At 63.8% G+C, this 26,310-nt stretch carries 23 protein-coding genes; 16 read left to right on the plus strand and 7 right to left on the minus strand.

Annotated elements, in window-relative coordinates:
• The first annotated feature begins 18 nt into the window (after positions 1–18).
• Genes JNC62_RS09315 through JNC62_RS09340 form a run of 6 tightly spaced genes read left to right on the plus strand, consistent with a single transcriptional unit; the run spans position 19 to position 5,203 of the window.
• The gene (locus JNC62_RS09315) at positions 19–948 is read left to right on the plus strand and encodes an AAA family ATPase (RefSeq protein ID WP_374838078.1); all 930 of its coding nucleotides are present in this window, start codon (positions 19–21) and stop codon (positions 946–948) included.
• 2 nt (positions 949–950) lie between these two features.
• Entirely contained in the window at positions 951–2,201 is a 1,251-nt protein-coding gene (locus tag JNC62_RS09320; RefSeq protein ID WP_374838080.1) for a vWA domain-containing protein, read from the plus strand.
• Between the two features lie 11 nt (positions 2,202–2,212).
• Positions 2,213–2,542 carry an XdhC family protein gene (locus tag JNC62_RS09325; RefSeq protein WP_374838082.1) on the plus strand — a complete coding sequence of 110 codons (330 nt, stop codon included), beginning with the start codon at positions 2,213–2,215 and terminating at the stop codon, positions 2,540–2,542.
• Positions 2,542–3,243, plus strand: a complete 702-nt coding sequence (locus tag JNC62_RS09330; RefSeq protein WP_374838084.1) for an XdhC family protein — start codon at positions 2,542–2,544, stop codon at positions 3,241–3,243. Before JNC62_RS09325 ends, JNC62_RS09330 begins: the two co-directional genes overlap by 1 nt.
• Positions 3,240–4,868, plus strand: coding sequence for an NTP transferase domain-containing protein (locus JNC62_RS09335; RefSeq protein WP_374838086.1), 1,629 nt, complete (start codon positions 3,240–3,242; stop codon positions 4,866–4,868). The genes JNC62_RS09330 and JNC62_RS09335 overlap by 4 nt, the downstream gene beginning before the upstream one ends.
• 2 nt (positions 4,869–4,870) lie before the next feature.
• Positions 4,871–5,203: a TfoX/Sxy family protein gene (locus JNC62_RS09340; protein ID WP_374838088.1), complete on the plus strand. Its 333-nt coding sequence runs from the start codon at positions 4,871–4,873 to the stop codon at positions 5,201–5,203.
• Here JNC62_RS09340 and JNC62_RS09345 read toward each other — a convergent pair.
• The 5 genes from JNC62_RS09345 to bcp form a co-directional block, all read right to left on the minus strand.
• Positions 5,193–5,630: an NUDIX hydrolase gene (locus JNC62_RS09345; protein ID WP_374838090.1), complete on the minus strand. Its 438-nt coding sequence runs from the start codon at positions 5,628–5,630 to the stop codon at positions 5,193–5,195. The genes JNC62_RS09340 and JNC62_RS09345 overlap by 11 nt on opposite strands.
• Positions 5,631–5,639: 9 nt before the next feature.
• Complete coding sequence (locus JNC62_RS09350) at positions 5,640–7,106, minus strand: DEAD/DEAH box helicase (RefSeq protein ID WP_374838092.1); 1,467 nt, start codon at positions 7,104–7,106, stop codon at positions 5,640–5,642.
• Between the two features lie 177 nt (positions 7,107–7,283).
• Positions 7,284–8,591, minus strand: a complete 1,308-nt coding sequence (locus tag JNC62_RS09355) for a M23 family metallopeptidase (RefSeq protein ID WP_445482861.1) — start codon at positions 8,589–8,591, stop codon at positions 7,284–7,286.
• Positions 8,592–8,668: 77 nt separating this feature from the next.
• Entirely contained in the window at positions 8,669–9,514 is an 846-nt protein-coding gene (locus tag JNC62_RS09360; protein WP_374838096.1) for a ferritin-like domain-containing protein, read from the minus strand.
• Positions 9,515–9,518: 4 nt separating this feature from the next.
• Positions 9,519–9,986 (minus strand): thioredoxin-dependent thiol peroxidase, encoded by a 468-nt coding sequence (bcp, locus tag JNC62_RS09365; RefSeq protein ID WP_374838098.1) that lies wholly within the window; start codon positions 9,984–9,986, stop codon positions 9,519–9,521.
• Positions 9,987–10,126: 140 nt separating this feature from the next.
• On the opposite strand from bcp, the gene JNC62_RS09370 reads away from it, so the two are divergent.
• Positions 10,127–13,507 (plus strand): YhdP family protein, encoded by a 3,381-nt coding sequence (locus JNC62_RS09370; protein WP_374838100.1) that lies wholly within the window; start codon positions 10,127–10,129, stop codon positions 13,505–13,507.
• A 128-nt stretch (positions 13,508–13,635) separates the two neighbouring features.
• Here JNC62_RS09370 and tyrS read toward each other — a convergent pair whose 3' ends face one another.
• The gene (gene tyrS, locus JNC62_RS09375; RefSeq protein WP_374838102.1) at positions 13,636–14,889 is read right to left on the minus strand and encodes a tyrosine--tRNA ligase; all 1,254 of its coding nucleotides are present in this window, start codon (positions 14,887–14,889) and stop codon (positions 13,636–13,638) included.
• A gap of 103 nt (positions 14,890–14,992) precedes the next feature.
• On the opposite strand from tyrS, the gene JNC62_RS09380 reads away from it, so the two are divergent.
• Positions 14,993–16,123, plus strand: a complete 1,131-nt coding sequence (locus JNC62_RS09380; RefSeq protein WP_374838104.1) for an anhydro-N-acetylmuramic acid kinase — start codon at positions 14,993–14,995, stop codon at positions 16,121–16,123.
• A gap of 58 nt (positions 16,124–16,181) precedes the next feature.
• On the opposite strand, the gene JNC62_RS09385 is transcribed toward JNC62_RS09380, so the two are convergent.
• Positions 16,182–16,859 (minus strand): alpha/beta hydrolase, encoded by a 678-nt coding sequence (locus JNC62_RS09385; protein ID WP_374838106.1) that lies wholly within the window; start codon positions 16,857–16,859, stop codon positions 16,182–16,184.
• A 216-nt stretch (positions 16,860–17,075) separates the two neighbouring features.
• On the opposite strand from JNC62_RS09385, the gene JNC62_RS09390 reads away from it, so the two are divergent.
• From JNC62_RS09390 to JNC62_RS09425, 8 genes are all read left to right on the plus strand, one after another.
• Positions 17,076–18,245, plus strand: coding sequence for a cysteine desulfurase family protein (locus JNC62_RS09390; protein WP_374838107.1), 1,170 nt, complete (start codon positions 17,076–17,078; stop codon positions 18,243–18,245).
• A gap of 137 nt (positions 18,246–18,382) precedes the next feature.
• The gene (gene sufB / locus JNC62_RS09395; RefSeq protein ID WP_374838109.1) at positions 18,383–19,852 is read left to right on the plus strand and encodes a Fe-S cluster assembly protein SufB; all 1,470 of its coding nucleotides are present in this window, start codon (positions 18,383–18,385) and stop codon (positions 19,850–19,852) included.
• Positions 19,853–19,924: 72 nt separating this feature from the next.
• Positions 19,925–20,680: a Fe-S cluster assembly ATPase SufC gene (gene sufC / locus JNC62_RS09400; protein ID WP_374838111.1), complete on the plus strand. Its 756-nt coding sequence runs from the start codon at positions 19,925–19,927 to the stop codon at positions 20,678–20,680.
• A gap of 19 nt (positions 20,681–20,699) precedes the next feature.
• Entirely contained in the window at positions 20,700–21,974 is a 1,275-nt protein-coding gene (gene sufD, locus JNC62_RS09405; protein ID WP_374838112.1) for a Fe-S cluster assembly protein SufD, read from the plus strand.
• A 22-nt stretch (positions 21,975–21,996) separates the two neighbouring features.
• Positions 21,997–23,238, plus strand: a complete 1,242-nt coding sequence (locus JNC62_RS09410; protein WP_374838114.1) for a cysteine desulfurase — start codon at positions 21,997–21,999, stop codon at positions 23,236–23,238.
• 10 nt (positions 23,239–23,248) lie between these two features.
• Entirely contained in the window at positions 23,249–23,629 is a 381-nt protein-coding gene (locus tag JNC62_RS09415) for an SUF system Fe-S cluster assembly protein (protein ID WP_374838116.1), read from the plus strand.
• Between the two features lie 116 nt (positions 23,630–23,745).
• Positions 23,746–24,138 carry a Fe-S cluster assembly scaffold SufA gene (sufA, locus tag JNC62_RS09420; RefSeq protein ID WP_374838118.1) on the plus strand — a complete coding sequence of 131 codons (393 nt, stop codon included), beginning with the start codon at positions 23,746–23,748 and terminating at the stop codon, positions 24,136–24,138.
• 240 nt (positions 24,139–24,378) lie between these two features.
• Positions 24,379–26,235, plus strand: a complete 1,857-nt coding sequence (locus tag JNC62_RS09425) for an ATP-binding protein (RefSeq protein WP_374838120.1) — start codon at positions 24,379–24,381, stop codon at positions 26,233–26,235.
• Positions 26,236–26,310: the final 75 nt, after the last annotated feature.

Raw genomic sequence — 26,310 nt, forward strand, 5'->3', positions numbered from 1 at the left:
CTCCAGAGCGGAGGAAGCATGGCAGCCTACAAGAAGGGGACCGTTCCCCAGTCGATCGAAGAGACGCTCGAGATGCTCGCGGCAGGCAACTACCTGGCCGGGCGATCGCTGGCGACGGTGCTGTTCCTCTCGCTGAAGATGAAGCGCCCGCTGTTCCTCGAGGGCGAGGCCGGCGTCGGCAAGACGGAGATCGCCAAGGTCCTTGCCAGCGCACTCGATCGCCCGCTGATCCGGCTACAGTGCTACGAGGGGCTCGATATCGCCTCTGCGGTGTACGAGTGGAACTATCCGGCGCAGATGCTCGAAATTCGTCTCGCAGAGGCGGCCGGGACGACCGATCGCGAACGCATCGAGTCCGACATCTTCTCCGATCGCTACCTCATCCGCCGCCCGGTGCTGCAGGCGCTGTCGTCACCGGACGGTCGCGCACCCGTGTTCCTGATCGACGAGCTCGACAGGACGGACGAGGCCTTCGAGGCCTTTCTGCTGGAAGTGCTTTCCGATTTCCAGGTAACGGTGCCCGAGCTTGGCACGATCCGCGCCGCCGAGCCGCCGATCGTCATCATCACGACGAACCGGACGCGGGAGGTGCACGACGCGTTGAAGCGGCGCTGCCTCTACCACTGGGTCGACTATCCGAAGGCGGAACAGGAGCTGGAGATCATTCGCCGCAAGGTGCCGGGCTGCAACGAAGTGCTGTCGGCCCAGATCGTCGCCTATGTGCAGAAGCTGCGCACGCTCGATCTCTTCAAGAACCCGGGCGTCGCCGAGACGATCGACTGGGCGACCGCGCTCACCGAACTCGACCGCACGGCGCTCGATCCGGAAACCGTCTCCGACACGCTCGGCACGCTCCTGAAGTACCAGGACGACATCGCCCGGATCGAAGGCGGTGAGGGGCGGAAGCTCTTGGACGAGGTGAAGTCCGAGCTTCGCGCGGCGGTCTGACCATGATCGAGGCGGCGACAGACGGGCTGGTCGTGCCGCCGATGCCGCCGGGCGACGGCCGCTTTGCCGACAATATCGTCCATTTCGCCCGCGCGTTGCGCAAGGCAGGCTTGCGGATCGGGCCGGCGGCGGTGGCAGATGCGATCGAAGCCGTGCAGGCGATCGGTATCGGCGATCGCGACGAATTCTACACCGCGTTGCATTGCACGCTGGTGACGCGCCACGAGGATCAGGCAATCTTCGACGAGGCGTTCCGGCTTTTCTGGCGCTCGCGGGACCTCGTGCAGAAGATGATCGCGATGATGTCCCCCGTCGTCCGAACGGATGCGGAAAGGGAAAAGAAGAAGGCGGGCGAAACACGCCTGTCGGACGCGCTCTTTGCGGGGCGGCAGGACGCGGCGCGGCCGTGGGAAGAGCCGGAGATCGAGGTCGACGCGCGTTTCACGACCTCCGCCAGCGAGGTGCTGCGCAAGACCGATTTCGCCCAGATGACGGCAGCGGAACTGCGGGAAGCCAAGCGTGCCATCGCCAGCCTCACATTGCCGATGGACGAGGTCAGGACGCGCCGCTTTCGCCGCAGCACGCGAAAGGCGATGGTGGATGCGCGGGCGACGATGCGGCAGGCGATGCGCACGGGCGGTGCGTTGATCCTGCCGCGGCATCGGGAACCGAAAATGGTGCATCCGCCGCTGGTGGTGCTTGCCGACATTTCCGGCTCGATGAGCCAGTACACCCGCATCTTCCTGCATTTTCTCCATGCGCTGACCGACCGGCGCCGGCGGGTCCATACCTTCCTGTTCGGCACGCGGCTGACCAATGTGACCCGGCAGATGCGCCATCGCGATCCGGATGAGTCGGTCGAGGAGTGCGCGCGCACGGTGGAAGACTGGTCGGGCGGCACGCGCATCGGCGAGACCCTGAAGGAGTTCAACCGGCTCTGGTCGCGGCGTGTGCTGGGGCAGGGCGCGATCGTGCTGTTGATCACCGACGGTCTTGAACGCGAAGGCATCGCGATCCTCGAAACGGAGATGGACCGGCTGCATCGCTCCTGCCGCAGGCTGATCTGGCTCAATCCGCTGCTGCGTTTCGAGGGCTTCGAGGCGCGGGCGCGGGGGGTGCGCGCCATGCTTCCGCACGTTGACGAATTGCGCGCGGTGCACAATCTTGAAGCTATATCGGATCTGGTCGCCGCGTTGTCCGGCAATGGTGGCGAGCGCGCCGACCCGCGACGATTCCTCGCCGCGATGCCGTGAAGGAGGCCGGGATGGAAGAGACGATCGATACGCTCGATCCGCTGGCGGTTGCGGAACGATGGATGGACGACGGGCGCAATGTTGCGATTGCGACCGTGGTCGAGACCTGGGGCTCGGCGCCGCGGCCGACCGGCAGCCATCTGGTCATCGACGGTGACGGCAATTTCCACGGATCGGTGTCGGGCGGCTGCGTGGAAGGGGCGGTCATCAGCGAGGCCCTTGAAGTGATCGAAAGCGGCGAACCGAAAATGCTGGAATTCGGCGTCGCCGACGAGACCGCCTGGCGGGTCGGGCTGTCCTGCGGCGGACGGATCCGCGTCTATGTGGAGCGGCTCGGCTGATGGATCCTCTCGTCTTGCGCAAAGTGAATGCCGAACGTCGCGCGCGCCGCGCCGTGGTGCACGTTACCGACCTCGGCGACGGGCGCGACCGCCTCGTGCGCGAGGGCGACGCTGTCGTCGGACCGCTCGGCGCGGCGATCGCCAGCGTGTTTCGATCCGGCAAATCTGGTGTCGTTGAGCTGGAGGGGCGCAGCTATTTCCTCAATGTCCACCTCCCGCCAGCGCGGATTGTCGTGATCGGCGCGGTGCATATCAGCCAGGCGCTGGCGGCGATCGCCAAGGTTGCCGGATTCGACCTGACGATCATCGATCCGCGCACGGCTTTCGCCACTGAGGAACGGTTCGCCGGCGTCGATCTGGTTGCCGACTGGCCGGAGGATGTGCTGAAGGCGCGTCCCCTGGATGCCTATTGCGCGCTCGTCGCCGTTACCCACGATCCGAAGATCGATGACTTTCCGATCCGTGCCGCCCTCGATGCCGGCTGCTTCTATGTCGGTGCGCTTGGCAGCCGGAAAACCCACGGAAAACGGATCGAACGGCTTACGGCGCAGGGCGTCCAGCAGGAAGCGCTTGCTCGCATCTCGGCGCCGATCGGTCTCGATATCGGAGCGGCGAGTCCGGCGGAAATCGCGGTGGCGATCCTGGCCGAGATCATCCAGGCCTTCCGCCGGCGCGATTTGCGAACGGAGGCTGCGCCATGATTTTCGGAGACGTGGCAGTTCACGAAGCGACGGGCGCAATCCTGGCACATGGCGTACGCGCCGAGGGGGTCTCCCTTTCCAAGGGCCACATGCTGTCGGACGCGGATTGCCGGCAGTTGCGGGCCGCGGGGGTCGAAAGCGTCACCGCGGTGCGGATGGAGCCCGGCGACATCGACGAGAATGCGGCCGCCGCTCGCGTCGCTGCGGCGATTGCCCCCGACCACCTGACCTTCACCACCCCCGCGACGGGCCGCATCAACCTGCACTCCGCCGTTGATGGCCTGTTTCGTGTCGATCGCGCCACGATCGATCGCTTCAACCGAATCGATCCGGCGATCACCATTGCCACCTTGCCGGACCGCGCGACCGTGCGGCCGGGCGACATGGTGGCGACGATCAAGATCATTCCACTGGCCGTTCCGGCCATGATCGCCGATCAGGCCGCTGCCGTCCTCGCCGCCGCCGCCGTCGTCGTGCGGCCGTTCACGGCCCGCCGGGTGGCGATGATTGCGACCGTCCTGCCTTCGCTGAAGCCCTCGGTGATGGACAAGACGAGGCTCCTGCTGGAGCACAGGCTCGCGCCCTCGGGAAGTTCGCTCACCGGCGAAGTGCGCGTGGCGCATCAGACGGCGGCGTTGGCAGCAGCGCTGGAGCCGGCGGCTCGTGACAGTGAACTCGTCGTCGTCTTCGGCGCCTCGGCCGTCGCCGATTCGGAGGACGTGATTCCTGCGGCGATCCGAGAGGCGGGCGGGCGCGTCGAGCAGGTCGGCATGCCCGTCGATCCGGGCAACCTTCTCGTGCTCGGCCAGATCGGTGATACGCCGGTGATCGGTGCGCCCGGCTGCGCCCGAAGCCCGAAGGAGAACGGCTTCGACTGGGTTCTCGCGCGCATCCTTGCCGGCGAGTCACCCGGAGCGGTCGATATCACGGGCATGGGTGTCGGCGGACTGCTGGCGGAGATACCGACCCGGCCGCGGCCGCGGGAACTGAAAGGCGAGCGCAGGGCAAACGCGATCGGGGCAAAAGACATCGTCGTCATCGTGCTTGCGGCGGGGCAGGCACGTCGCATGGGGAGTGTCGGGGGGCACAAGCTGCTCGCCGAATTCGATGGCGTTCCGCTGGTGCGCATGGCGGCCTCGGCGGCGCTTGCCGCCCAACCGGGCAAGGTCGTGGTCGTCACCGGGCATCGGGCAGATGCGATCGAGGCGGTCCTGGCCGGGCTGCCCGTGGAGATCGTCCGCAACCCGCTCTACCGCGAGGGGATGTCGACCTCGCTCAATGCCGGGCTTGATGCCGCCGGCGCTGATTGCAGCGGCGTCCTGGTCCATCTGGCCGACATGCCGAGGGTTACGCCGGGGGACCTGCGCAAACTGATGGCAGCCTTCGCGTCGGCCGGCGGAAGCGCCGTCGTGCGGGCCGTCTCGGACGGCAAGCGCGGCAACCCCGTCCTCCTGCCCCGTTCGACATTCGCCGCAATTCGCCGGCTCGAGGGCGACGTAGGCGCCCGGCACATCATCGAGACCTCCGGCCTTGATATCATCGACGTCGAGATCGGTGCGGCCGCACACCTGGACGTCGACACGCCGGAGGCAGTGGTGCAGGCCGGCGGCTTGCTGAAGGGCTAGCGATGGACAACGATGCGATCGAGGAGATGTTCCAGTCGCTCGGGCCGGTGACGATCAAGCGCATGTTTGGCGGGAAGGGCATCTACGTCGGCGACCTGATCGTTGCGCTCGAGGTGGATGGCGAGATTCTGCTGAAGGCCGATGAGGTGACGATCCCCGAATTTGAGATGTCAGGGTGCCGGCAATGGACCTACGAGGGAGGCCGGACCCGTGCGCCGCTGAAGATGCCCTACTGGACCATCCCTGAGGACGCCTTCGATGACCCGGATCTGATGGCGGAATGGGTGCGGTTGGCCCTGGACGCGGCGCTGCGCGCCAAACCGCTCAAGCGCTAGTTTCCGGCAGGCGCCCGGTGGCATGAAGTGCGGCAACGGCGTCTGCCGTGAAGCGCGAGAGCGGCTGCGGCAAAGCGTCGAGCGCGAACCAGCCGAATTCCGGCAGCTTCTGCGGTTCCATGACCCGCGGCTCTCCCGTGAAATCCTCGCTCACATAGATGACGGACACCCAGTGCTGGTTGTCGGCCGCGATGATCTGTTCGGAAAGACAAAGAAAATCGATCTGACCGATCGCCAGGCCGGTCTCCTCCTCGGCCTCGCGCCGGGCGGCGTCCTGCGAACGCTCCATGTGGTCGACCTTGCCGCCGACGATGTTCCAGTGGCCTGCTTCCGGTGGACGCGTACGGCGATAGAGCAGAAGCCTGCCGTCGCGCACGATGGCAAGTCCGCAGCCGACACCGGGTATGTCGACCCCAGGGACGGGCATGGAACGGGATCAGGCCTTGCCGGCGATCAGCATGAAGGCGGGGATATCGTCGCCGAAGCCGATCGGCGTCGGGCCGTCATCCTCGTCGCGGCGGTAGCGGCTGCGGCGGTCGCGATGATCGTCATTGGCTGGACGCTGGTTGCGCACCGGCTGGCTGGGTTTGCTGTCGTTATGACGATCGGCCTTCACGCTGTCGTTTCCTCTTTCCGCCGCCTCAGTTTGGCGCACAGTATCGTCCTTGCGCGTGTCACCCTTGTGACTGTTGCCGCGGTCGCGGTCGCGGCCACGTTCACGTCCCTTGCGCGGCTTTTCACGCTCGTCGCTCTCGGCGGCAGGCGGCAGCGCGGAAAGATCGCCGTTCAGCCATTCGACCGTCTGGCCGATGAGCTTCTCGATGGCGTCGGAGAACTTGGTGTCGCGCTTGGTGACCAGCGTGAAGGCGGCGCCGGAGCGGCCGGCCCGGCCGGTGCGGCCGATGCGGTGGACATAATCCTCGGCGTGGATCGGCACGTCGAAGTTGAAGACATGGCTGACATCGGGAATGTCGAGGCCGCGGGCAGCGACGTCGGAGGCGACGAGCAGCTTGATGTTTCCGTCCTTGAAGTTCGCCAGCATCGTCGTGCGCGAGCGCTGGTCCATGTCGCCGTGCAGGGCGCCGACGGAGAAGCCGTGCCGGTCGAGCGAACGGAACAGGTCGGCGACGTCCTTCTTGCGGTTGCAGAAGATGATTGCGTTCTTCAGGTCTTCCTGGGCGCGGATCAGGTCGCGCAGGGCCGAGCGCTTCTCGTAGTCCTTGGAATGCGTTGCGACGAAGCGCTGCGTCACCGTCGTGGCGGTGGAGGCGGGCGCGGAGACCTCGATGCGCTCGGGGTTCTGGAGGAAACGATCGGCGAGCTTCTGGATTTCCGGCGGCATGGTCGCGGAGAAGAACAGCGTCTGCCGGGTGAAGGGGATCAGCTTGGCGATGCGCTCGATATCGGGGATGAAACCCATGTCGAGCATCCGGTCGGCCTCATCGATCACGAGAATATCGACGCCGGTCATCAAAAGCTTGCCGCGCTCGCAATGGTCGAGCAGGCGACCGGGCGTCGCAATCAGCACGTCGGCGCCGCGCTCCAGCTTGCGATCCTGTTCGTCGAACGAGACGCCGCCGATCAGCAGGGCGATGTTGAGCTTGTGGTTCTTGCCGTACTTCTCAAAATTCTCGGCGACCTGCGCTGCGAGTTCCCGCGTCGGTTCAAGGATCAGCGTGCGCGGCATCCGTGCCCGGGCGCGCCCCTTTTCCAGAAGCGTCAGCATCGGCAGAACGAAGGAGGCGGTCTTGCCCGTTCCGGTCTGAGCAATGCCGAGGATGTCACGACGTTGAAGCGCGGGTGGGATCGCCCCCGCCTGGATTGGCGTTGGAATGGTGTAGCCCGCGTCCGTGACAGCGGAGAGTACTTTTTGGCTCAAGCCAAGGTCAGAAAAAGTGGTCAAAGGGAAATCTGTTTCCGTTCCGGTTCTCGCGAACGCCTGGGTTTCAGCTTTGGTAATGATCGCTGGATGGAGCGCACTTAGTCTGAAAGCGCCGGAAAGTCAAGGAAACGCGCGATTCTTGCGGATTCGCAAGCGGGACGAACACGATATGCGGTTAACACCCTCAGAATGGTCGCTTCAGTTCAGGTAGGCCGACAGCTTTGTTCCCGCCGCGATAAAGCGCGCCGGATCGCTCGCGCGGCCGTCTTGGCGTACCTCGTAGTGCAGGTGCGGTCCGGTCGAGCGGCCGGTCGATCCGGACAGTCCCACGATGTCGCCGGTTTCGACCGTTTCGCCGACCTTCGTCAGGATTCTGGAGAGATGCGCATAGCGCGTGACAAGGCCGCCACCGTGATCGATCTCGACCAGATTGCCGTAGCCGCCATTGCGGCCGGCCGAAACGACCGTCCCGGAACCTGTTGCGCGAACCTCGCTGCCGGTCGGCAGGCGGAAATCGATGCCGGCGTGCAGGGCGAGGCGGCCGAGGAACGGGTCGGTGCGATTGCCGAAACGGCTGGTAATGTCGCCCCTGGGGGCAGGGGTGGCGAAGGGCAGCTTCCGTGCGGTGTTGCGCACCGTGTCCAGCCGGTTCAACGCGTTGTCGAGCTCTCCGAGCGAAGACACGAACGCATCGTCGGTCTGCGGCTCGACGAAGGGGCCGCCGATCGCGCTGGCATTGTCGGCCGCGATCTGCGACTGGAGATCGATCCCCATGTGACCGACGATGGACTGGATCGCGTCCGCCATTTCGGCTGCGCCATCCGTCAGTGCGCGGATTCGCGTCATCTGCTCGCGCTCGACGTCCTTCAGCGACAGGGTCAGGCTCGAGAACATCCGGTCGGTGCGGTCGGCGACGGACTCGCCAGGCGCGGCATAGGCGAGGGGGGCGATGGATGCCTTCCGGGTCGCTTCGGCTGTCTCGCGCCCCAGAAGCTTGTCGATGGCCTTCAGGCCGGCTGCGGCATCGGCGCGCCGGCCATAGGCAAGCGGTTCGGCTTCGACGGCCGGCTCTTCGAGCGAGGGCTCCGACACTCCGGAGCTGCCCGCACGGCTCAGCAGCGTGTCGAGCTTGCCATTGCGTTCCGTCAGCGCAAGTTGCTGTTGAAGCAGTTTTTCGACCTTGTCTTCAACGATCTGCTGGTCAAGGAGCTGGCGGCTGGTCACGCGATCGACCTGGGCGCGCAGAGCGGAGATCCGATCCTCGTAGTCGTGTTGCATCCGGGCTTGGCGAGCCATGGTGGCGCCGATCAGCCCGTCGCGAAGGACGAGATAGGATGTGGCGGCGAGATAGCCGACGGTAAACATGCCGGCAAAACACATCGCCACCGCCGTCATCCAGGGACGGACGGTCATGTGGCGGATCTTGTCGCCGCTGGCGAGAATGATGATGTGCTGCTGCTCGCGCTTGCCGAACACGCGATTTTCAGGACGATCCGCCACCCTCATCTCCCGACCACCAAAAGAATCCCTGCCCCAGGGGTGTGGGGATTACAGCCTGTTAAGGTTAACAAACGTTTTAGGGATCAGCTTTGACTGACGGAGACCAGGCTGCGGTAGAAGGAAGGGGTCAATCCGGCTTCGGCGCGGGCCACATCGTTGAACGGCGCCTTGAGCGGGCCGCGGAAATTGACGCGCACCAGTTCCCTGAATGTCGCCGACGGATCCTTCTTCTCGCGTGCGCAGAGAAAGCGGAACCATTTTGCCCCGACCGCGACATGGCCCTTCTCATCGTTGTAGATCACGTCCAGGATATCGGCGCTTGCGGTGTCGCCGGTCTCACGCATCTTGGCCTGAAGCACGGGCGTGACGTCGAGGCCGCGCGCTTCCAGAATGAGCGGCACCACCGCAAGGCGGGCGGTGAGATCGTTGCGCGTGCTGTGGGCCGCCTGCCAAAGTCCGTCATGGGCCGGAAGGTCCCCGTATTCGGCGCCGAGTTCGCGCAAGCGGTCGCGCACCATGCGGAAATGCTTCGCTTCCTCGAAGGCGACCTGCATCCAGCCGTCGAAAAAGGAATGCGGAACACCTTCCGTCGTGAAACGCGCGACAATGTCGAGCGCCAGGTCGACGGCATTGAGTTCGATGTGGGCAAGCGCATGCAGCAGCGCGATCCGGCCCTTGAGGGTGTGCAGCGATCGCTTCTCCATGTTCTTCGGTGGCACAAGCACGGGCCTGTCCGGGCGACCGGGCCGGTCGGGGAGCGGTGGGTCCAGTGGCGAGCGCAGCGACAGGGTGCGCGCAAACCAGCGGCGCGCCGTCTCCTGGGCGAGTTCGGTCTTCAGGTCCAGGTCGGCCGAAAGGATCGCTTGAGTCGCGCCGCCGCGCAGGCTTTTGAGCGAGGAAAAACGTGAACTGGCAGGTGGATGCGGCATTGAATTAAAGTTCTTTCGCCCGCGCCAGGACGGCTTCGGCGTGACCGGCGACCTTTACCTTCGGCCAGATTTCCGCGATCTTTCCATCTGCATCGATCAGGAAGGTCGTGCGCTCCACACCCATGTAGTGACGGCCATACATGCTTTTTTCCTTCCAGACGCCATAGGCTTCGAGGACCTGATGGTCCTCATCGGAAAGCAGGCGCACCTTCAGGTCATGCTTCGATTTGAACCGGTCGTGCTTTCCTGCCGGGTCAGGGGAGAGACCGAGGACCGCGACGCCCGCTTTCTCGAACTCGCCGAGAAGTGCCGAGAACGCGATGTTTTCGGCGGTGCAGCCTTCGGTGTCGTCCTTCGGGTAGCAAAACAGCACGACGGGTTTACCGCGCAAATCGCTCAAGGCGATCTGGCCGCCGCCGTCGCTTGGCAGCGTGAAATCGGGAGCCATCGTTCCTGGCGACAATTCTGCCATGGGATTTCCTTTCTTTGGACAGGTTTTTCGGTCATGCGGGCGCTATCCCCGGTATATAGTCTCAAGTGGAATCGTCGCAATCGGTCGATCCATGTGGCTGGCTGAAAGTCTACCGGCATCAACAACGGAACAATCGCGATATGAGCGAAATCCGCGGCGAAAAGGTGAAGTTCGGCAGGGGCGACATCGTCTGCCTGCATGAATTGCCGTCGGCGCAGGCGCATGAGCCGATCGTGCTGCATTGCACCCATCGGCCGGGCCACTTCGCCGTGCTTTTGCGCGTGATCGGTGGACTTGGAGCGCTGGCTGCCCTGCTTCTGCTGCTGGTTGTAGCAACGGTCGAGAGCGGGCTGGCGGATGCGCCGCTGAACGCGCGGGCGCTTGCCGCCCTGAACGGTGCAGTGGGGCCGGGCTACCGCGCCACGGTGGAGAAAACCGTGCTCCGGTTTTCCAGCTTCGGCGGTCTGGCGCTGAAAGCTGAGAACGTCGTTCTTGCGGAAAAATCGAGCGGTGGAAACGTGGCCAATGCGAGCGCGGTTGCGATCGTGCTCGATCCGCTTGCGCTGCTGACGGGGCGCGTCTCGCCCTCGAGGCTGGATATCGATCAGGCGATGTTCAATCCGGCCCTCCTGCCCAAGGGGCCGCCCATCGACTTGGATACGGTTCGCATCGATTCGATCCCAGACTTTCAGGAACTCGCCTTTGATCGCCTCGAGGCGATCAAGGCGATGATTGCGGGCAACGGGCTTTCCCGTGTCCGGATCACCAACCTTGTCCTGCCGGTGACCGACACCGCAGGGCGGCCTCACTCGTTGAACATTGAAAACCTGACCTTTGCGCGGACCAGCGGCGATATGTCGATCGAAGGGCGTTACGCACTGGACGGCCAAGCGGGGACCATAGAGCTCGTTGCGAAGGGTGCCAGCGGTCTCAACGAGGTGAGCGGCCTGATTTCCGCTGTCCCGCTTGGCGCGTTTTCGCTGCGGCAGACCCCAGGCGGCGAACCCGCATGGGGGATTGATGCGCGGGCCGACGTCACCTTAGCCGCGACGCGTGGTGGCAACGGCGCTGAGCCACGGCTCGAACTGGTGGCGGCTACCAATGGCGGCACCGTGTATTTTGACGCCATTGGCGCGGCACTCAAGCCGACCAAGCTTGCCACCTTCTACGATTTTGCCCGCCGCTCGATCGAAATCGCTCCGTCGCAGGTTCGTGTTGGTTCATCCTCGTTTCCGTTCACCGGCGGCCTGATCGATCTGGACCGGCTGCCGAACCAGCGCGACCAGGGGTTCGCCGTCGATCTTGTGTTGCATAAAGCGGTCAGTGCGCCAGAGGATACGGGCGAAGCTCCGGTCAGCTTCGACGCCAAGATCGCGGGTCGGCTGATCCCGAAAACGAATCAGGTGCTGTTCGACCAACTCGGCGTGTCGAGCCCGCATGGGTCGCTCGCAGGGTCGCTCGGGCTGACCTTTGGCGGAAAATCCCCGGGGGTGAGCTTCGCCATGGTCAGCGACCGCCTGCAGGCGGTCGCGGTCAAGCAGTTGTGGCCATATTGGCTTGCCAAGAAGGCGCGCCAGTGGGTCGTGGGCAACATCTTCGGCGGGACCGTCACGAATGGTCGCATCGAAGTGTCGATGGCGGACGACCGCAAGGCCAGGCCCGATGGGCGGCTTGTGCTGGAGAAGGGCGAATTGATGATCGCCTTCGACATCGCCGATACGCGGCTCAACGTGACCGGTGCGATCCCGCCGCTGCGCGACGCGTCCGGCCATTTCGAGCTCCACGGCGAGAGTGTCGATATCAACTTCAAGGGCGGCACTGCTTACATGCCGTCTGGGCGGTCCGTGGCTGTGAAGGGCGGCACCTTCCGCATGCCTGACACCTCCGAGCGGCCCTTGATGGCGGAGATGGACATCAATCTGGCAGGCGCAGCAGATGCGGTCGCCGAATTGGTGACCTACAAGCCGATCGACGTGCTGAAGCGGACGGAGTTCGCGCCGGAGGACTTCACCGGTCCGGTCGAGGCGAATGTCAAGGCGCGCCTCGGGCTCGTCCGTGATCAGAATCCCCCGCCGCCGGAATGGACCGCCGACATCAATCTTCTCGGCGTGGATCTGAAGAAGCCGATCACCGGACGGCAGATTTCCCAGGTCGAGGGGCAACTCGTGATCAATCCCGCCCGCGCCGACCTTAAGGCCAAGGCACGTGTCGACAAGGTGCCTCTGGACATCGTTCTCGTCGAGCCGGTCGACCGTTCGTTGGATCTGAAACGCGAATTGAAGATCTCCGGCACAGTCGGGGATCAGGATCGGGCTCGCCTGTTCCCGGGCCTGAACGATCTGCTGTCGGGCCCGTTGGCTCTCGCTGTCACAACGCAGGCCGATGGCCGCCAGCGGGTCGAGGCCGACCTGCGGCGCACGGTCGTGTCGCTGCCATGGGTCGGCTGGACCAAGGGCGCTGGCGTGCCGGCGAAGGCAACCTTCGTCATCGACAAGCAGGAGGACGGCGCCACGCACCTGTCCAGTCTCAGCTTCTCCGGTGACGGCTTCTCGGTTTCTGGAGACGCAGTTCTCAAGGGGGCTTCGTTACATTCCGCGCGGCTCGACGAAGTGCGACTGTCGGCGCAGGATCGGTATGCGCTCACCATCGATCGTGCCAAGTCGGGATTTGTCGTGAAGGTGCAAGGGGATGTCGCCGATGCGCGCCCTGTGCTTGGCCGGCTGAAGGCAAACCCGACCGGGGCAGGCGATGGGAAGGATGAGGTGCCGGTCTCCATCCATGCCAATCTTGGGCAGGTCATCGGCTTCAACGGCGAGGCGCTCCGCAACGTCAGTCTCGACTACGCAACGAACGGCGGCCGACTCTCCGGTCTGGACCTCAGCGCCCTGACCGGTAGCGGCCAGGCACTGGTGGCCAAGCTGGGCAAGGCTGGGGGAACGCTCGAGCTGACAACCGGCGATGCGGGCGCGCTCGCCCGGTTGGCCAACATCTACAGGCACATGGAGGGAGGGCTGTTGAACGTCCGCCTGATGGCCGGTGCCGACGGCAGCTGGCGGGGACCTGTCGACGTCCGCAAGTTCAAGCTGACGGGCGAAGAAAAGCTACGCTCGATGGTCTCGACACCGGCCGGTGGCCGCAGCCTCAATGAAGCCGTCCGCAGCGAGATCGATACGAGTACGATGCATTTTTCACGCGGATTTGCCTTCGTCGTGTCGAAGGGCGGCACACTGCGCGTGGAGAACGGCGTGGTGCGAGGAGAGGCGGTCGGCGCGACCTTCCAGGGCACGGTTCGCGACGCAAGCGACCGGATGGAACTGACCGGCACTTTCATGCCGGCCTACGGCCTCAACCGGCTGTTTGCCGAACTGCCGCTGATCGGCTTCATTCTTGGCAACGGCAGCGACCGCGGCCTGATCGGCATCACCTTCAAGCTCAGCGGCCCGTTCGACCGGCCGGGTCTGGTGGTCAATCCGCTTTCGATCATCGCGCCGGGCGTGTTCCGCAACATCTTCGAGTTCTGACCGCCCGGCTTGCTGTGGGCAGCCCCAGTTCGCGTGCGGGTGCTTCCGATTCGCTGAGGCAAAGAAACGGCCCGCGACCATCGATCGCGGGCTGTTTCATTCGTCGGAGGGGTTGCGTTCGTTCCCGCTCAGGCGGGCCGGACGAGGATGTGTTTCTTCTTGCCGAGCGACAGCTTGATCACGCCGTCGGCCGTGATCTCGCCGCCGCCGATCGTCATCCGCTCGTCGGTGACGGTGTGATCGTTGATGCGCACGGCGCCGCCCTGGACGTGGCGGCGGGCTTCGCCGTTGGATCCGGCAAGACCGGCGCGGACGATCAGGGACAGAAGGCCGATGCCGCTTTCCAGTTCGCCGGCCGGAATTTCGACCGAGGGAAGGTTTTCGGCGAGCGCCCCCTCCTCGAAGGTCTTGCGGGCGGTTTCCGCCGCCTGCTCGGCGTTCTCGCGGCCGTGCAGCATTGCGGTGACCTCGGTGGCGAGGATCTTCTTGACCTCGTTGATCTCCGAGCCGCCAAGCGCCGAAAGCCGGGCGATCTCGTCCATCGGCAGCGTGGTATAGAGCTTGAGGAAGCGGGTGACGTCCGCATCCTCGGTGTTGCGCCAGTACTGCCAGAAGTCATAGGCCGACAGCATGTCCGGGTTCAGCCAGACGGCGCCGGACAGCGACTTGCCCATCTTGGCACCCGAAGCGGTGGTCAGGAGCGGCGAGGTCAGCGCGTAGAGCTGCGGCGTGCCCATGCGGTGGCCGAGGTCGAGGCCGTTGATGATGTTGCCCCACTGGTCGGACCCGCCCATCTGCAGCCGTGTGCCGTAGCGCTTGTTCAGCTCCACGAAGTCGTAGGCCTGCAGGATCATGTAGTTGAATTCGAGGAAGGACAGCGACTGCTCGCGGTCGAGGCGCATCTTGACGCTGTCGAATGACAGCATGCGGTTGACCGAGAAGTGGCGGCCGACGTCGCGCAGGAACTCGAGGTAGTTGATGCCGAGCAGCCAGTCGGCATTGTTGATCATCAGCGCGTCCTTCGGCCCGTCGCCATAGGTCAGGTAGCTGGAAAACACCTTCTTGATCGAGGCGATGTTGGCGTCGATCGTCTCCGGCGTCATCAGCTGGCGTGCTTCGTCCTTGAACGAGGGATCGCCGACCATGCCGGTGCCGCCGCCCATCAGCGAGATCGGCCGGTGGCCGGTCTGCTGGAACCAGTGCAGCATCATGATCTGGATCAGGCCGCCGGCGTGCAGGCTCGGCGCGGTCGGATCGAAGCCGATATAGGCGGTCACGGTTTCCTTGGCGAGCAGGTCGTCGAGGCCGGTCTCATCCGAGATCTGGTGGATGAAGCCGCGCTCGCTGAGCGTGCGAAGGAAATCTGACTTGAAACCCGACATTGGTCTTCTCTCTTGTGGGGGGAGGTTTTATTTAAGTGGACGGCCGGGCGTTTAGCACTGTTTTTGCGCATAATCACTTCAAAAGTGATTCTGGATTTCTTCAATGAGACAAATGAGAACCGCAATCGGCCTGATGAGCGGCACCAGCATGGACGGCATCGATGTGGCGCTGCTGAGGACCGACGGCGAGGTGCGGGTCGTCCGCGGACCGTCCATGGACATTGCCTATGATCCGTCGTTCCGTCGCCGCCTCCAGGCCGCTCTTGAAACGGCGAAGGCGATCGAAAAGCGGGAGGAGCGGCCGGGGGATCTGGCGGAGGTCGAACGCGAGCTCACCCTTCGCCACGCGGCTGCCGTGCAGGCCTTTTTGCACGAAAACAACATGGCGCCGGCCGACATCGACGTCGTGGGCTTCCACGGCCAGACGGTGCTGCACCGGCCGCGACAGGCGCTCACCGTTCAACTCGGCGACGGCGCCCTGCTGGCGCGGGAAACCGGCATCCCGGTCGTTTTCGACATGCGGGCGAACGATATGGTTCATGGCGGGCAGGGGGCGCCGCTGATTCCGGCCTACCACGCCGCGCTGGCGCGCAATCTCCCGGCGGACTGCGCCTTGCCCACGGTTTTCGTGAACATCGGCGGCATCTCCAACCTCACCTATGTCGGCGCGGACGGGCGGATCGTCGCCTTCGACAGCGGGCCGGGCAACACGTTGATCGATCAATGGGTCGAGGCCCACGCCGGGGTTCCGTTCGATCAGGGCGGCATGATCGCGAGCGAGGGCCGGATTCTCCCCGATCTCGTGGCGCGATACCTTTCCAACCCGTTCTTCGTCTCGGACGAGCGGCGATCGCTCGACCGCAACGACTTCACACCGCCGGCCGGATCGGAGGCGACGCTTGAAGACGGAGCACGCAGCTTGGCCCGTGTGACGGCAGCGGCAATCCTGAAATCGGCCGGTCACCTTCCGCAGGGGCCGAAAACCTATGTCGTGTGCGGCGGCGGGCGCCTCAATCGGGCGATCATGGGCGACCTTGCCGAGCTTGCCGGCGCCACTGGCGCGGTGGTCATGACGGCGGAAACCGTCGGCCTGAACGGTGACAGCATGGAGGCGGAGGCCTGGGCCTATCTTGCCGTGCGCTCGCTGGAGGGGCTGCCTTTAACCTTTCCCGGCACCACAGGGGTGCGGATGCCGGTCACGGGCGGTGTTCTGTCCACGCCTCAGCATCGATAGCACAAAAAAATCCGCCGGATTTCTCCGGCGGATCGAAGTCGGTCGTTGTTCTCCGGGGCTACCGCAGGCGCTTGGCCGCCGGCTCCGGGACCAGTTCGCCGGCGAGCCTGCGGTCGAGATAGTCCTCGCACTCGGCCATCAGCGTCTCGATCTGGCCGTTGAAGAAGTGGTTGGCGCCCGGGACGGTCTTGTGGGTGATCAGGATGCCCTTCTGCGCCTTCAGCTTCTCCACCAGGCCGTTGACGTCCTTTTCCGGGGCCACCTTGTCGGCGTCGCCGTTGATGATCAGGCCGGAGGACGGGCAGGGTGCGAGGAAGGAAAAATCATAGATGTTCGGCTGCGGCGCGATCGACATGAAGCCTTCGATCTCCGGCCGGCGCATCAGAAGCTGCATGCCGATCCAGGCGCCGAAGGAGTAACCGGCAACCCAGCAGCTCTTCGAATCCGGATGCAGGCTCTGCACCCAGTCGAGCGCGGATGCCGCGTCCGACAGTTCACCCGCGCCATGGTCGAATTCACCCTGGCTGCGGCCGATGCCGCGGAAATTGAAGCGGAGCGTCGTGAAGCCGCGCTTCTGGAACATGTAGAACAGCTGGTAGACGATCTGGTTGTTCATCGTGCCGCCGAACTGCGGATGCGGGTGCAGGATGATGGCGATCGGGGCGTTCTTCTGCTTGGAAGGCTGATAGCGGCCTTCCAGGCGACCGGCGGGTCCGTTGAAGATGATTTCGGGCATTCGTTCTCCGGCGTGTTTCTGGATCAAAAACCGTTTCGACAGCCCTGGATGTCTTGACGAAACCAGTCAGCTTTTCTAGAACCAGTTTAGAACCGTTCGAAACTTAAATCTGCGCTGAGCGCGTATCGAGGTTCGTCTCTTACGGCAAGCGCGGCGGAAATTTCAAGAAAAATGCACGCTGCCTCGCCAGGCGCAGGATTGGAGCCCTTTGTAACCATGCCAGGACGGCCGAGGACATATCTGGATTGGAACGCGACGGCACCGCTTATGGCGGACGCCCGTGAGGCGATGATCGCCGCGCTCGACCTGTCCGGCAATCCGTCGTCCGTGCATGGCGAAGGTCGGGCCCTGCGTGCTCTGATCGACGGCGCCCGCCGTGACGTGGCTGTGCTTGCCGGCGCCGAGGCGGCGCATGTGACCTTTACCAGCGGCGCCACCGAGGCGGCCAATATGGTGCTGACGCCCGACTTCCGCATGGGGCGTACGCCGCTGAAGGTCGGCCGCCTCTATGTGTCGGCGATCGAGCATCCGGCGGTACGCGAAGGTGGCCGATTCGAGAAGGAGCAGGTTTCCGAAATACCGGTGATGCCATCGGGCGTCGTGGACCTTGTCGCACTTGAAACCCTTCTGGAAGCCCATGACGCGTCGAGCGGGCTGCCCATGGTCGCCATCATGCTGGCGAACAACGAAACGGGGATCGTGCAGCCGGTGCGCGAGGCAGCCGCAATCGTGCGCAAGCGCGGCGGCCTGTTCGTCGTGGATGCCGTTCAGGCTGCCGGCAGGATCCCGCTCTCGATCGGTGAGATCGATGCGGATTTTCTGGTTCTGTCGGCGCACAAGCTTGGTGGCCCCAAGGGAGCCGGCGCGCTGGTGTCGCGCGGCGAGGTGCTGATGCCGGCGCCGCTGATCCATGGCGGCGGTCAGGAGAAGGGACACCGGTCGGGCACGGAGAATGCGGCAGCCCTGGCGGGCTTTGCGGCGGCCGCTCGGGCGGCACGCGAGGATATCGAGGCGCGCAACGCGCGCCTGGCGGGACTGCGCGACCGGATGGAGGATCGGATGAAGGCTCTTGCCGGCGGTCTCGTCATCCACGGTCAGGGAATGCCGCGCCTGTCCAATACGACCTTCTTCAGCCTTCCGGGCCTGAAGTCCGAGACGGGGCAGATCGCTTTCGACCTGGAGGGCATTGCGGTTTCGGCCGGATCCGCCTGCTCGTCGGGAAAGGTCGGCGCCAGTCATGTGCTGACCGCAATGGGTTTCGATGCGGCGCTAGGAGGCTTGCGCGTGTCGCTTGGGCCGACGACGACCGAGGCCGACGTGGATCGCTTTCTTGATGCGTTTGCGCGCATCGCAGCCCGGCGGCGACAGGGGGTGTCGGCGGCCTGACGGAAAGTTGCGGAAACGCAAGTTTTTGCTTGCCAAAAGGTGTGAAAAGCCCCTTCTGGCGCTTACATAACCGGCGGGATACCCGCCAGACGTTGACAAGCTGCCGGACCTTGGATCCGGCGAGATTGGAGAACGATATGCCTGCCGTGCAGGAAACGATCGATCAGGTCCGTCAGATTGACGTCGACCAGTACAAGTACGGCTTCGAGACGACCGTCGAGATGGAAAAGGCGCCGAAGGGCCTTAACGAAGACATCATCCGCTTCATCTCGGCCAAGAAGAACGAGCCAGACTGGATGCTCGAGTGGCGGCTTGGCGCCTATCGCCGCTGGTTGACCCTCGAGGAGCCGACGTGGGCGCGCGTCAACTACCCGAAGATCGACTTCAACGACCTCTACTACTACGCCGCGCCGAAAAACCAGACCGGCCCGATGTCGATCGACGATGTCGACCCGGAGATCATCAAGACCTATGAGAAGCTCGGCATTCCGCTGCGCGAGCAGGAGATTCTCGCTGGCGTGCAGACCTCCAAGGTCGCTGTCGACGCGGTGTTCGATTCCGTCTCGGTCGTCACCACCTTCAAGGAAGAGCTGAAGAAAGCCGGCGTGATCTTCATGTCGATCTCGGAGGCGATCCGCGAGCATCCGGAACTGGTGAAGAAGTATCTCGGCACCGTCGTGCCGACGACCGACAACTACTATGCAACGCTGAATTCCGCGGTCTTCACCGACGGCTCGTTCGTGTTCGTGCCGAAGGGCGTTCGTTGCCCGATGGAGCTGTCGACCTACTTCCGCATCAACGAGAAGAACACAGGCCAGTTCGAGCGCACGCTCATCATCGCCGAGGAAGGCGCCTATGTGTCCTACCTCGAAGGCTGCACCGCGCCGCAGCGCGACGAGAACCAGTTGCACGCTGCCGTGGTCGAACTGGTGGCGCTGGACGATGCCGAAATCAAGTATTCCACCGTCCAGAACTGGTATCCGGGCGACAAGGAAGGCAAGGGCGGCATCTACAACTTCGTCACCAAGCGGGGCGATTGCCGCGGCGAGAACTCAAAGATCTCCTGGACGCAGGTGGAAACCGGGTCGGCGATCACCTGGAAGTATCCGTCCTGCATCCTGCGCGGCGACAATTCGCGCGGCGAGTTCTACTCGATTGCCGTCTCGAACGGCCATCAGCAGATTGACTCGGGTACCAAGATGATCCACCTCGGCAAGAACACGTCGAGCCGCATCATCTCCAAGGGCATTGCCGCAGGTGTCTCGCAGAACACCTATCGCGGCCAGGTCTCGACCCATCGCAAGGCGGAGAACGCACGCAACTTCACGCAGTGCGACTCGCTGCTGATCGGCGACAAGTGCGGCGCGCACACCGTGCCCTACATCGAGGCGAAGAATTCCTCGACCCAGTTCGAGCACGAGGCGACCACCTCCAAGATCTCCGAGGACCAGCTGTTCTACTGCCTGCAGCGCGGCATTCCGGAAGAGGCGGCGATCGCCCTGATCGTCAACGGCTTCGTCAAGGAAGTGATCCAGGAGCTGCCGATGGAGTTCGCGGTCGAGGCGCAGAAGCTGATCAGCATCAGCCTCGAAGGCTCGGTCGGCTGACCGCCGCCGTTGAAAGAATTAGGCGCGCCTTTGCGCGCCATGTCCCATTCGATCCCGCAGAGGATACTTTTCATGCTTGAAATCAAGAACCTGCACGCACGCATCGCCGAAGGCGGCACCGAGATCATCCGTGGCCTGAACCTGACGGTGAAGGACGGCGAGGTGGCCGCGATCATGGGCCCGAACGGCTCGGGCAAGTCGACGCTATCCTATATCCTCGCCGGTCGAGAGGAATACGAAGTTACCGAAGGCGACATCCTCTATAATGGCGAGAGCATTCTCGAACTCGACCCGGCCGAGCGCGCCGCCAAGGGCGTCTTCCTGGCGTTCCAGTATCCGGTCGAAATTCCGGGCGTCGCCACCATGCAGTTCCTGAAGGTCGCGATGAACGAGCAGCGCAAGGCGCGCGGTGAGGACGAATTGTCGACGCCGGACTTCATGCGCCGCGTCAAGGAAGCCGCCGGCGAACTGCAGATCTCGCCGGAAATGTTACGCCGCCCGCTCAACGTCGGTTTCTCCGGCGGTGAAAAGAAGCGTGCCGAAATCCTGCAGATGGCGCTGCTGGAGCCGAAGCTGTGCGTGCTCGACGAGACCGACTCCGGCCTCGACATCGACGCGCTGAAGATCGTTGCCGACGGCGTCAATGCGCTGCGTTCGCCGGATCGTTCGGTCATCGTCATCACCCACTACCAGCGCCTGCTCGATTACATCGTGCCGGACACGGTGCATGTGCTCTACAAGGGCCAAGTGATCAAGTCGGGCGACAAGACGCTGGCGCACGAACTCGAGGCCAATGGCTACGCCGACATCATCGAGGCTGCTGCCTGAGCCGGGAAGGACACGATCCATGAACATCCAAGCTGGGATTAAGTTGACCGCGGCGGAAGCCGCTCTGGTCGACGCCTACAATGAACAGATCGGCGATCTTCCGGGTGATGGTGCGACCATTGCAGCCCGGGACATGCTGCTGAGCGAGTTCAAGGCGGCCGGGCTGCCCAACCGTCGCGTCGAGGCCTGGCACTACACCGACCTGAAGTCGCTGCTGCGCTCGGTTCCAAATTTCGAACTTGGTGCACGCGCCAACCGGGTCGATCCGATCGTGCCGGGCTCGATCGTCCTGTCTGTCACGAACGGCCAGGCCAACGAGCGCAGCCTTCAGGGCGGCATTTCGCTGAAGAGCTATTCCGACGCCCTGCAAGACGGCACGGCGGCCGAGCGGCTGGTCGAACGGGACCGGGACGACACGATCGCGCAGATCAACGGTTCCTTCGTCCGCGACGGTTTCGTGCTCGACTTCGCCGACGGCCTTGAACTCGATGCGCCGCTCGAGATCCAGTCGGTGCAAAACTGCGGTCAGGTCAACACGCGCTTTCCCGTTCGCTTCGGGAAGGGTGCCCGGGCGACCGTGATCGAGCGGCATCTGGCGGTCGGCGACGAGGCTTCGTTCGTCACGTCGGTTAGCGACGTCAAGCTGGAGGATGACGCCGAGATCACCTGGATCATCTTCCAGTCGCAGGGCGAAGCCGACACGCACCTTGGCCAGCTCAAGGCGGCTCTTGGCGCGAACGCCAAGCTTCGCCTCTATGTCATCAATGCCGGCGGCAAGCTCGTTCGGCAGGAGGTCCACGTGACGGTGGCCGGCGAAGGCGCCGACCTGACGCTGCGCGGCATCAACCTGCTTGGTGGAGACAGCCATACGGACCTGACCTTCACCGTCGGCCACAACGTGCCGCACACGACGTCTTCGGAAGTCATCAGAAATGTGGTCTTCGACCGTGCCAAGGGTGTGTTCCAGGGGCAGATCCGTGTTGCGCCCGATGCCCAGAAGACCGACGCGAAGATGTCGTGCAACACGCTGCTGCTGTCGGATGATGCGGAGTTCTCGGCAAAACCGGAGCTCGAGATCTTCGCCGACGACGTGCAGTGCGGGCATGGCGCCACCGTGATCGACATCAATCATACGCAGCTGTTCTACCTGATGGCGCGCGGGATCCCGGAGAACAAGGCGCGCGCCATGCTGGTCAACGCCTTCGTCGCCGAGATTGTCGAGGAGCTGGAAGACGAGCCGCTGGTCGAGGCGCTGGAAGGCGTCATTTCCGAGTGGCTGGAAAAGCACGCCTGATTGGCCGGAGTGGACTGTCGAGATGAATGAGATCAAGCCTGTCACGACCTATGACGTCGAAGCCATCCGCCGGGACTTTCCGATCCTGTCGCGGGAGGTCTACGGCAAGCCGCTGGTCTATCTCGACAACGGCGCTTCGGCGCAGAAGCCGAAAGCGGTGATCGACGCGATCGCGCACGCCTACTCGAACGAATACGCCAACGTCCATCGCGGCCTGCATTTCCTGTCGAATGCGGCCACCGATGCCTATGAGGGCGCGCGCGAGAAAGTAAGGCGCTTCCTCAACGCGCCGTCGGTCGACAACATCATCTTCACCAAATCGTCGACCGAGGCGATCAACACGGTTGCCTACGGCTATGGCATGCCCAAGCTCGGCGAGGGCGACGAGATCGTGCTGTCGATCATGGAGCACCACTCCAACATCGTTCCCTGGCATTTCATCCGCGAGCGGCAGGGGGCAAAGCTCGTCTGGGCGCCGGTGGACGACCAGGGTGCCTTCCACGTCGAGGATTTCGTCAAGTGCCTGACGGAGCGTACGAAGCTGATTGCGATCACACACATGTCGAACGCGCTCGGCACGGTCGTTCCGGTGAAGGAAATCTGCAGGATCGCCCGCGAACGCGGCATTCCGGTGCTGGTCGACGGCTCGCAGGGTGCGGTCCATCTGCCGGTGGACGTGCAGGACATCGACTGCGACTGGTACGTGATGACCGGCCACAAGCTCTATGGCCCGTCCGGCATTGGCGTGCTGTATGGCAAGACGGATCGGTTGAAGGAGATGCGGCCGTTCCAGGGCGGCGGCGAAATGATCGTGGAAGTGACCGAGGACATCGTCACCTACAACGACCCGCCGCACCGCTTTGAGGCCGGCACGCCGCCGATCGTCCAGGCCATCGGCCTCGGTTACGCGCTCGACTACATGGACCAGATCGGCCGGGCGGCGATCGCCGCACATGAGGCGGATTTGACGGCCTATGCGTTTGAGCGCCTGTCCAGGGTCAATTCGCTGAAGATCTTCGGCACGGCGCCCGACAAGGGCTCGATCTTCGCTTTCGAGCTCGAGGGCATCCATTCGCACGACGTCTCGATGGTGATCGACCGGGCAGGCGTTGCTGTGCGCGCCGGTACCCATTGCGCCCAGCCGCTCTTGAAGCGTTTCGGCGTAACCTCCACATGCCGGGCATCGTTCGGCATGTACAACACGCGTGCCGAGGTGGACGTTTTGGCCGACGCCCTGGACTACGCGCGCAAGTTCTTCGCCTGAGGAGTTGGAAATGTCACTCGAAGCCACCGAAGAGAAAGCCGACGTCCGCGAGGGCATCGTCACCTCCGCCATTCCGGCGGACGAGTTGGCCCGCCTCAGCGACGACATCATTGCCGCCCTGAAGACGGTGTACGATCCGGAAATCCCCGCCGACATCTTCGAACTCGGCCTGATCTACAAGATCGACATCGAGGATGACCGGATGGTGAAGATCGACATGACGCTGACCGCGCCCGGTTGCCCGGTCGCCGGCGAAATGCCGGGCTGGGTGGAAAACGCCGTCGGCGCGGTTGAGGGCGTTTCCGGTGTCGAGGTGAAGATGACCTTCGATCCGCCGTGGACCCCGGACCGCATGTCGGAAGAGGCGCAGGTCGCGGTCGGCTGGTACTAGGGCGCAGGCTTCGGAGACGACCTGCTGCACCGGAGTATTGATCCGTTTACCCGGCCCCACTACATTCTTGTTCAGACCCATCGGGCCTTGAACCCGGCTGGCGAAGGAGATGGCTGATGGCCTTTGCAATAATGACCCTGACCGATGCCGCCGCCGATCGCGTCAAGGCGATCGTGGACAATGCCGGCGGCGACGCCAAGGGCATTCGCGTCGGTGTGAAAAAGGGCGGCTGCGCGGGGATGGAGTATTCCGTCGATCTCGTGACCGAACCGAATCCCAAGGACGACCTCGTCGAGCACGCGGGCGCCAGCGTGTGGGTCGCGCCGGAGGCCGTGCTGTACCTGCTCGGAACCGAGATGGATTTCGAGGTCACCACGCTTCGTTCCGGCTTCACCTTCAAGAACCCGAATCAGACGTCTGCTTGTGGCTGTGGCGAATCGGTCGAACTGAAGCCGGCCGATCTCGCCGCGCTTGCGGCCGCCGGCAATGCGACCGTGCGGGTCGGTTGATTGCTCCATCCGTAACGTGGGCGTTTAACCCGTTCTCACGACCACGTAGGTGGCGGGGGTTTTCTTTGCCCACCGGTTCGTCTTGCTGACCCGCGCTCAGTTGCCAGAGCGGCTGTTTTTCTTCGCTGGGCCTGCGGTCCGTTGCTGTGGCCACCCATTTTCCCCTCGGGCCATTGGCTCGATGTGGAAAGCGCCACCACCAACCGTGTATGATGCCGACCACACAGCCGGGAGGTGGCATTGACAGGGGCGTACTCGCTGCAGGGCTTTGCAACATCGATCTACGAGTCGTTGCCTCTGCCCGTGATCGTCACGGCAGCCGACCTGTGCGGCCTTACGCTGAACGAGGCGGCAAGGCGCGCGTTGGGGTGCGAGGAGCGCCAGGCTGGCGCCGAGCCGCTGGCAACTCTGATTGACGAGCCGGACCTTCCGCTTCTTCTCCACCGACTTTCGCTCGGCGAGCGCACCGATACCCATTGCCTGCGATTCCGTCGGGCGAACGGCACAGGATTCGCAGCGATGACGCATGTGCTCGCCGTTGAGGCGGACGGCGGCGAGGCCGGCTACGCCGGCTACGCGTTGGTTTTGCGCAGTTTCGTGGACGGAGGCAGCCACGTGGCGCAGGCCCTTCCGGGCAACCGGGTCTATGCCGCGCTCGAGGCGATCACTGAAGGTGTCGCCATCTTCGACCGCGACGAAAAGCTTTTGATGTTCAACAGGGCCTTTCGCGATCGCTGTCATCCGGCAAGAGATGCAGTGCAGGTCGGGGCAACGATGGAAGACATCGTCCGGGCCAATCTTCGCAGCGGCCTCTATCAGGGCATCGTGGAGGGAACGCCGGAGGCCGAAGCCTGGGTTCAGTCGCGGCTGCGCCACCATCGCGAGCGTGGCGCGCCGCAGGTCATCCCATACAGCGATGGACGATGGATTCGCTCCGAGAGCCATGTTGCCGAAAGCGGCGAGGTGGTCGCCGTGCGCATCGATGTGACCGACCTCAAGCGTGCCGAACAAGTTTTGCGAGACAAGCACAGGCAGCAGTCGAGCTTCCTGCAAATATTCCCCGACATGCTTGTGCGCACCGATGGGGAGATGGTGATCCAGTTTGCCAACGATCAGTATGCGGCGTTTCTCGGATCGACGCCGGAAAAGCTGGTGGGGACGAGTTTCTGGGAAGTGGCCCGAACAAACGATGAGCGCGAGGCCCTTGGCAATCCCGGCGACTACACACCCAAGATGCCGCTGCGCACGCGTGAAATCTGCTACACAGGTGCCGACGGGCAGCCGGTCTGGCTGCTCTGGACGGCGATCGCAAGCTTCGACGACGGCAAACCGGTTGAATTTCTGGCGGTGGGCAGGAACGTCACCGAAACGAAGCTGCAACACGAACAGCTTTCCATTCAAGCAGTGGAGCTACAACGACGGAACGAGGCGCTGAACCAGTTCACGGCAACGGTCTCGCATGATTTGAAAGCGCCGATCCGACATATCGCCTCCTTCGCCGAAATGATCGCCGAGGAGGTCGATGAAGGACGGCTTGGCGAACTGGCGGTTCACGCCCGCTACCTGCAGCAGGCCGCCTCGCGCGTTCAGAAACTGGTGGAACGATTGCTGGAATATTCGCAGATTGCCTACCAGATTCGCGATTTCCAGAGGGTTTCCCTCGACGCGGTCGTTGTCGACGCGCTGTCGATGCTGGCCGGGCACATTCGGGAAACGGGCGCTGACGTGGAGGCTCGGCCTCTCCCCATCGTTCTCGGGGATCCGGAACTCCTGCGCAGGTTGATGCAGAACCTGATCGGAAACGCAATCAAGTATCGCCATGCCGATACCGCGCCGAAGGTCCGGGTCTATGGCGATAGCACTCACGATAAGGTCACGGTCGTGGTCGAGGACGAAGGGATCGGGATCGACCCCAAACATGCGGACCGGATTTTCGATTTGTTCCAGCGTCTGCATCCGGACGAAAGCCGGTTTGCCGGAACGGGCATCGGGCTGGCGCTCGCCAAGCGGATCGTCGACAGCCACCACGGAACGATTGCGCTCGATCCGGACTACCGGAGCGGTGCGCGGTTCGTCGTGACGCTTCCGAGGGGATGAGGTGGGGTCGCAGGGCTGCTGCGCGTCGCCAGGGCGATGAATCCAAGACTGATCTGGCCGCACTCTTGTCGTCGC

Source organism: Mycoplana ramosa (assembly GCF_041930185.1).
GTDB lineage: Bacteria > Pseudomonadota > Alphaproteobacteria > Rhizobiales > Rhizobiaceae > Mycoplana > Mycoplana ramosa.